The sequence below is a fragment of the Chitinophaga sp. genome (assembly GCF_036566945.1).
GTDB lineage: Bacteria > Bacteroidota > Bacteroidia > Chitinophagales > Chitinophagaceae > Chitinophaga.
The window spans coordinates 1-7,801 of record NZ_DATCVJ010000684.1 but is presented as its reverse complement, the minus strand read 5'-3'; the positions used below and the strand labels follow the sequence as shown (position 1 = coordinate 7,801).

5 protein-coding genes are annotated in these 7,801 nt (G+C 46.6%); 2 read left to right on the top strand and 3 right to left on the bottom strand.

Annotated features, from left to right (window positions below; genetic code table 11):
* The coding region (locus tag VIP81_RS20730; RefSeq protein ID WP_331965668.1) for a SusC/RagA family TonB-linked outer membrane protein at nt 1–1,512 on the bottom strand (1,512 nt) is incomplete at its 3' end.
* Nucleotides 1,513–1,909: 397 nt separating this feature from the next.
* On the opposite strand from VIP81_RS20730, the gene VIP81_RS20725 reads away from it, so the two are divergent.
* Both VIP81_RS20725 and VIP81_RS20720 read left to right on the top strand, forming a co-directional pair.
* Nucleotides 1,910–2,743, top strand: a complete 834-nt coding sequence (locus tag VIP81_RS20725; RefSeq protein ID WP_331965665.1) for a methylated-DNA--[protein]-cysteine S-methyltransferase — start codon at nt 1,910–1,912, stop codon at nt 2,741–2,743.
* A gap of 538 nt (nt 2,744–3,281) precedes the next feature.
* Nucleotides 3,282–3,695, top strand: coding sequence for an SRPBCC domain-containing protein (locus tag VIP81_RS20720; RefSeq protein WP_331965662.1), 414 nt, complete (start codon nt 3,282–3,284; stop codon nt 3,693–3,695).
* A 45-nt stretch (nt 3,696–3,740) separates the two neighbouring features.
* Here the strand turns inward: VIP81_RS20720 and VIP81_RS20715 are convergent, their stop codons facing one another.
* A complete protein-coding gene (locus tag VIP81_RS20715; RefSeq protein ID WP_331965659.1) occupies nt 3,741–5,969 on the bottom strand; it encodes an alpha-N-acetylglucosaminidase in 2,229 nt (742 codons plus the stop codon).
* A gap of 65 nt (nt 5,970–6,034) precedes the next feature.
* Nucleotides 6,035–7,657 (bottom strand): RagB/SusD family nutrient uptake outer membrane protein, encoded by a 1,623-nt coding sequence (locus VIP81_RS20710; protein WP_331965656.1) that lies wholly within the window; start codon nt 7,655–7,657, stop codon nt 6,035–6,037.
* Nucleotides 7,658–7,801: the final 144 nt, after the last annotated feature.

Sequence of the window (7,801 nt, the reverse complement as noted above, 5' to 3'; positions counted from 1 at the left end):
ATAGCGGAACTGGTTGTAATAATTAAGGGAATAATCCACCCGGCCAGTCAGGCCTTTAATGGGCGACCAGTCCATATATACGTTACCGTTAGCTTCCTGCCGGTTTTGTTTGTTGAGTGCGTTGGTAAAAGTGGTATACGGGTTAAACGCCTGCGGATCTTCATTATAAGCCATTACACCACCAAATTTTCCGGTAACGGGATCGTATGGGGTAATACCTGCAATGGCATAACGCAGGTCAAAATTACCGCCATCTTCATCCGTAAAACCGTCTGCCAGTGCGTAAGTGAATTTAGACCAGTTGCCGAAAAACTTCACGCCTACGTTCATGTTTTTACGCAGCTTATAGTCGTAGTTAAAACGGGCATTGTATTGTTTGTAGTCGTTATTGATCTGTATACCTTTCTGGTCCTGCACACCAATAGAGATGAAAAAGCTGGACACATCTGTTCCGCCGGAGGCGGAGAGATTATAGTTTTGATTCAGGCCGGTGCGGGTAATGATATCCCACCAGTCGGTATTGGGATAACGCAGCGGGTCTACCATGCCCAACGCCATCCACTGGTCGATGGTACCGTCTTTAAACAGGTAACCGGAGCGCAGGGTAGTTACCGCTGCCAGTCGTTGTTCCAGCGTTAATGCGCGGGGATAGTCTGCCATAAATGAATAAGCCTTGGTAGGTTTTTGTATGGCAGAATAGGCGTTGAAATTAAAAGCTGTTTTTTTCTGGCCTTTACCTGATTTTGTGGTGATGAGGATAACGCCATTGGCTGCACGGGAGCCGTACACCGCCGCAGAAGTTGCATCTTTCAGTACGGAAATACTTTCGATATCATTCATATTCACCCGGTTGATATCTACGTCGGGCATACCATCCACTACTACGAGCGGGCTGGCGTTGTTGATGGTACCTAAACCGCGGATGATCAGCTCTGCGCCGTTTTTACCTGCCATGCCGGTACTCTGTGTAGCAGAAAGACCGGGTACCAGTCCCGCCAGGGCGGAAGAGGCATTGGGTAATGCACGGTTGGTGATTTTTTCATCCATTTTTACAGCAGATACTGCACCTACGAGGTTCACTTTCCGTTGCGTGCCGTACCCCACTACTACTACTTCGCCCAGTGCTTTCTGGTCTGATTGCAGTTGTGTATTCATCACTTTCTGGCCGGTGTAGGGCACTGTTTTCTTTTCAAATCCCAGGGAAGAGAATTCCAGTACGCCGCTGGATGCCGTGAGGCGCAATGAAAATTTTCCGTCTGGTCCGCTGACGGTGCCGCTGCCGGAACCTTTCAGGGTAATGGTAACACCTGGGAGTGCCTGTTGTTTTTCGTCTGTAACCGATCCGGATACGACCCTGTGTTGTGTGGTGTCCTGGCGAAAAGCAGCGGTGGCTGTTGCATAGGGATGGGCGTTTGCTACCTGAAACAGCCCTGCAGTTGGTAATAGGTACAAGAACATCCATCCGACGCGGTTGGGTCGCGAAGACAGATAACGTGGTAAATAGTTTAACATAACGTATTGTTTAATGGAAGCAATAAAAAGGCCGTACCTGCGCTAACAGGTAAAATTGTCCTACAAACTTTGCAAACGTTTGCATATATTATTCGTGGAAAATGCCGGTCTGTTTGATCATTTCATTCGTGGAAAAAGTTAGTGTTTAGAAAAATCGATTTTGGCTCTAGTACTGTTGGTTGTTGGTGATAAAAACAATCGATTGAAATTGTTGCATTTTCGAAATTAATTAATTTTTCCGCTTTTCCATAAAAAATTTTTAACAAGTATATTTATGCATACGTTTTCAATGATTTACATGTCATAAGGCAACCGGCAGGGATATTCCGATCATTGAGCAATAACCGGGTTTTTTACCGACATTCACGACGCTACCTTTGCTTTAAAATTAACAGCCATGAACAATTATGATAAAATTGCAACGGCAATAGACTACATCAAAAGCAATTTTAAGACGCAGCCTGATTTACAGGAAGTGGCCGCCGCAGTGCATATGAGTCCGTTTCATTTTCAACGGGTATTTTCCGAATGGGCGGGCGTAACACCCAAAAAGTTTCTGCAATACCTCACACTGGACTACGCCAAAAATATACTCAGAGAAGAAAAAGCCACCGTATTTGATGCGGCCTTTGAAGCAGGACTCTCCGGCACCGGGCGTTTACACGACCTGTTTATTAACATCGAAAGCATGACACCCGGCGAATACCGCAACGGCGGAAAAGCCCTGCAGATTAATTACAGCTTCGCAGAAAGTCCTTTTGGTAATATTATCGTAGCGGCTACACCCAAAGGCATTTGCCATATGGCCTTTGCAGACGATCGCGATAAGGCCCTCCAGTCATTGAAGGAACAATTCCCACATGCACAGTTTACCCAGATGGTAGACCTCATCCAGCAAAATACCCTGTATATATTTACACAGGACTGGAGCCGTCTGTCTGAAATAAAACTGCATCTCCGGGGAACAGACTTCCAGCTGAAAGTATGGGAAGCCCTGCTAAAAATTCCTATGGGGAACTTAACTACCTACTCCCGCCTGGCGGAAGAAATCAATAACCCCAAAGCCTCCAGAGCAGTAGGTTCCGCTGTAGCACAAAACCCCGTGGCATTTCTCATCCCCTGCCACCGGGTAATAAAAGCTACCGGCGACTATGGCGAATACCACTGGGGAAGTACCCGCAAAAATGCCATGATAGGTTGGGAAGCTGCACATGTTAAACAACCGGAATAAGCGGTAAACAATATATCTTTTTGGTACAATCAAAAAGAAAATCCGGGAAATCATCAAAATCAGTATAATCCTGGGAAAGACAAAAAAAAAGGGCTGCCCGCTTGTGAAGGACAGCCCCGTTTTTGCTTATGAAAATAAGGACCCACGCTGAAAAGCGCCTGCCCGGTTAGACGAGGAAAATTTTTTTATAGCTAGGCCACAAATAAGATGATAAGTTGCACATACCGGCTGGGCATGCGTAATAAATTACTCATGTGTATTCAGATTTTGGTTTAATTAAATTGCTCTTAACTTAGAAATTGCCCGACTTATTATATACTCAGATTATTGTACCCGATTTTCTGGTTGCTGTCATTGTACGGCTGTCTGATGCTCCACAAATATTTAAGCTTAGTTAAAAATAAAAAAATATTTTACATTTTCACGTATAAATATCCTTGTTTTCAACGAGACACGAATATTTACTTTAACAATATTTAGTATCAACAGGTTACATATTCCAATATCTCCCTTTTTCTATATCTTGACGCAAAAAACCATGACTTCTCCTAAAACACCCGTCGGACAGACTACCTCACAAGGCTGGGAAACAGGCATACGCCGCACCTTTCCTCTCACTCCCGATCAGGCCTGGGAACTCCTTTTCACACAACCCATCATTGCCGCATGGCTGGATGACAAAGCCAATATCTCTTTTCAAAAGGGCGATACCTACACCACCCAAACCGGTGTCACTATCCACGTATCTTCAGTGACCACCTCCAAGGTTATCCGTATGAAATGGCAACGGAAAGACGAACCGACTGCCTCCACCCTGCAGATAAGGGTTATTCCCGCTAAAGACAAAACCACCATCAGCTTTCACCACGAGTGGTTGCAAAACGAAGCCGATAGAACCCGTATGACCGCCTATTGGGAAAATGTACTGGATAAAATAAACGAACACCTCTAACCTAAAAGCAAATCCCCCGAAACAAACGCCTCGGGGGATCTCCTGTTAATGCTGCTCATAGATTTGCTGTGCCACCGGCCACCACTTCTCATATAACCGCATGGATATCGTGTATGCATCTCCCGTAGGTATTTCCGGAAAAACATCAGACTGATTACACCAGGCATATTCCCACTTCGACAACCGCTTATAAAAGTCGTTGCCTTCATTGGCAGGCCGTTTATAACGGTTAAAAATCGCATCCGTTTCGATATATCGGCCACTCGTTTTCCCCAACTCTGCCTGCAGAAAATTGAAATAATCTACCCACCGCTTCTTATAAAACTGTTTTAATAAACCCGACCACTGCCTGCTGGAGTAATCAAACAACATGGCGTCTTTATCATAAGGCCCCCATACCGTTACCAACCAGCGTGCATTTTGCTCATACAACGCTTTTTCTGCTGCCGTATGTCCGCATCGGCGTGCATCATTAATCCACTTGCCTAATAAGAAATGCGGATCAGTACCCAACAAATCATCCATATCATCTATCAGCGATAGAAACTGTGTACTGGCAATACGAAACGAATCTTTGTCGCCCGCCAGATAGGCACGGCTCACTGCCTGCTGCATCGGAATAGCCAGATCTGCGAGGCATTGACGCAACATATCTACCAGGTCGTACCGGTAGGTAGATAACTTCCTTAATCCCGCATCTGCTGCCAGCATCGCTTTCGGCGCTGCCCACAACTCTACAAACCGGTAATTCTTTTCTGTATTCAAACCACCATTAGGAGAAGCGCCACTCACCTTTAATGCTGGACGTGCCACCACCGGCGACTCGCGCGCAATATCAATATGCTTTGCTTTGTATACGGTGGCCATTAATACGTCCCACGCAGCTTGCGTATGCACATCAGAACTGCCATATCGTGCATGACTATACGATTTTATCCAATCGGCTGTTACCGGCGTTGTTTGATGCCAGGCCATTTCAGATGCGGCCTCAAATATCACCGGGTTATGCTCTATCGCCTCCGGGAACATTCCAATACCGCGTATGTTTTTCCAGGCGGTATCATGGTTGGCGGCCGACAACTGCTCCATCACCATCTCCACACTGCCACCCATTTCTGTTTTACCACCATAGTTCTGAATAATACCAGTTACCCAGTTACTTCCCCAGAACGCGTGACTGCTTTTACGCCTCGATCCGTTTAAATCCAGTACCAGCAACTTTTCAGTAGGTATGGCCCTTGCAATCTTTTCGCGGATAGACCAGCTTTGCATTACAATGATCGCGGCTGTATCCACGCTCCGGGTCACGGTATACAACGCTTTACCTACTTCCTCCAGGTAACCTGCGGTAGTTTTGGGCGGCTCTCCTTCATGGAAAGGGTCTCCTGCATAGTAGTGATTGGTACCAAATAACTTTGCCTGCTCTTCCAGGAACGCTTTGCCCATTTTAGCAAAAAGCGGGTCCAACGGGTCCAGCTGACCTGTGCCCGGTGGGAAATACTCCAGCCAAAATGGTTTTACGGTAATATCTGCCGCCGGAAACTGCTGCTTCAATGCAATAGGCACATATCCTGTGAAACCCTGTAAAATAGGCGTCATCCCCATTTCCCGCTCCCGCGCCAGAATCTGTTTGCCCAGCACAATGCTATGATCGATCCAGCTTTGAGGCAAAGGACCTGCCCAGCTTTCTATGTTCGTCATCCACTGCCATGCAAAAAAAGCAGGACCTACCAGGAAACTTCGGATCTCTTTATCATTCATTTTAAAATGGCGCAACGTGTTTTGCCATACGGCTTCCTGCCCGGTAATAGCCAGTGGCATATTCACGCCATGCATCGCCATCCAGTCGATTTCCCGCTGCCAGCGCGCCCAGTCCCACCACGCCATAGAATAACTATACGTGCAATAGTTCAAATATACCCGATGCTCATAAGGTGTTACAATGCGCACCTTTTCTGCGACTACCGGCAAAGATGCCGGCAACCGCAGGTTATCCCCATTCCAGGATAGCTGGCAATGGCAATAATATTTGAGATACCAGTTCAATGCGGAAGCCACACTCACAGGTGTATTGCCACGCAATACAATTTTATTTCCTGCCGATGCAATCTCGAATACATCATTTCCATTTTCTGCCGGAATAATTTCTACGCTGAAATGCCCTGCGGCAGCCGGTAGTACCCTTTGTATCAGCGCGGTGGCCGTTTCCTTGTAACCGGCCCTCGCTATACTGAAACAACATAAAAACAATAACGTCCACGTTCCTTTCTTCATATCACTTACTTTTTATCAATTAAAATTCCCTGCCGGCTGCGTAAGCAGCAGAGCAGGGAAGAGGCTTATTGCATGGGATCAAATGTGCCGTTTTCCCAGCCTTTTGTTTGCTCCAGGTTAGGATTATTCTGTAGTTCCACCCTGTTGATAGGAGCGAAATACATATAGTCCTTAAACACCAGGTCTCCCTGTAAATCCAGGTCTACTTTATCGTACTTAAAGGTGAGCGGACTATCCGTTAATTTGGCGCCTGCCAAACCATGCCGGCGTACCCCATTCAACAGGGTACCTGCCAGCTTCCAGCGACGCAGATCCCAGTAACGCTTTTGTTCAAAAGCAAATTCCACAAAACGCTCTTTCTGCAAACGGGTACGCATGGCGGCTACCGACATACCCGCCGGTAATCCATACAAACCATCTGCACCGGGTTGAATCTGCGCGCGCTGACGGATCATCTTCAACACATCATAAGCCAGTGTGGTATTACCCAGTTCATTGGCGGCTTCGGCTTCATTCATCAGCACTTCCGCAAAACGGATATCTATATAATCTGTGCCGGAGGTATTGGCTTCTGCGGCGGTTAAATCCTGGTTAATCGCTTTGCGGCTGTAATAACCGGTATGCGAGCCATTGGTACCGCCATAGGCATCTATACCGGAATTGGTATAAGTCCATTGCGTGCGTTTGAAATAAGAAGCTCCGTTATACACAATAGTGGCATAAAACCGCGCATCGCGGTGCAGCCACTGATCATCCGTGCTGGCGACGGGTTTCCAGTCAGCACCGTTATCTAACGGAAACGCCTCTACGAGTTCTTCGGTAGGGTGGTTAGCACCGGTAGCATTTACAGAAACGGAGATAGGTCTTACCGCGGCATCCCTTGCCTGCGTTCTGCCCGGATTCAGAAACCGGATGGCAAACACCACTTCCTTATTCATTTCATCCAGGAAAAGATTGGAGAAGTCTGCATACAAACCAGCACCATTCTTTTCCAGTTCTACCCTGGCGGCCAGGTTAGCATCATATGCCGCCTGCCAGCGCTGTGCATCGTTCGCGCCATTAAACTGCGGGCTGGCCCAGAATAATAATACCCTGCCTTTAAAAGCCATGGCAGCACCTTTGGTCACTCTTCCCTTTTCATCCTGTACGGAAGGCAATGCCGCAATGGCATCATCCAGCTCCTTTAAAATGAAGGTAAATACCTCAGAAGTTTTGTTGCGTTTCACAAAAAGATCATCTGTTATCGACTGCGGCTCGGTAATAATCGGTACGCCACCATAACGTTTCGCCATTTCAAAATACAGATAGGCACGTATAAAATGTGATTCCCCGCTCAGTTGCTGCTTCAGATCCGCCGAAATAGTAGACGTAGTAATATTGGCGAAAAAATTATTCACATTGCGGATGGAGCTGTATGGCCAGTAACCTAAAGGATTATTGTCCGGACTCCAGGCGCCATTGTTGATAGGCCCTCTGCCATCCGATTCATCTGCATAGCCTGATTCTGCTGTTGCCCAGTTAGGCAGACTTACATACAAATTACTCACGTAAGCCTTTGCCGATGCAGGGTCTGTCCAGGTAAGCGACTCATTGATACTCCCCAGATCTGTTTTATCAAGAATGCGGTTGCAGCCTGTGACCAACACAGCCAGCATACAACATCCTATGAGCATATTTTTCTTTTTCATGATTAATCTTTTCAAGGCGTGATAACTTTAGAAACCAACATTTACACCCACGTTCACAGAACGCATAATAGGATACTGAAATGCACCATAGCTTGTTTCAAACTCAGGATCATACAGCTTAATGGCGGACAACGTAAACAGGTT

Coding starts and splice junctions, on each gene's coding strand:
- VIP81_RS20720 (WP_331965662.1), top strand. CDS start 3,282: ATGACTTCTCCTAAAACACCCGTCGGACAGACTACCTCACAAGGCTGG.
- VIP81_RS20725 (WP_331965665.1), top strand. CDS start 1,910: ATGAACAATTATGATAAAATTGCAACGGCAATAGACTACATCAAAAGC.
- VIP81_RS20710 (WP_331965656.1), bottom strand. CDS start 7,657: ATGAAAAAGAAAAATATGCTCATAGGATGTTGTATGCTGGCTGTGTTG.
- VIP81_RS20715 (WP_331965659.1), bottom strand. CDS start 5,969: ATGAAGAAAGGAACGTGGACGTTATTGTTTTTATGTTGTTTCAGTATA.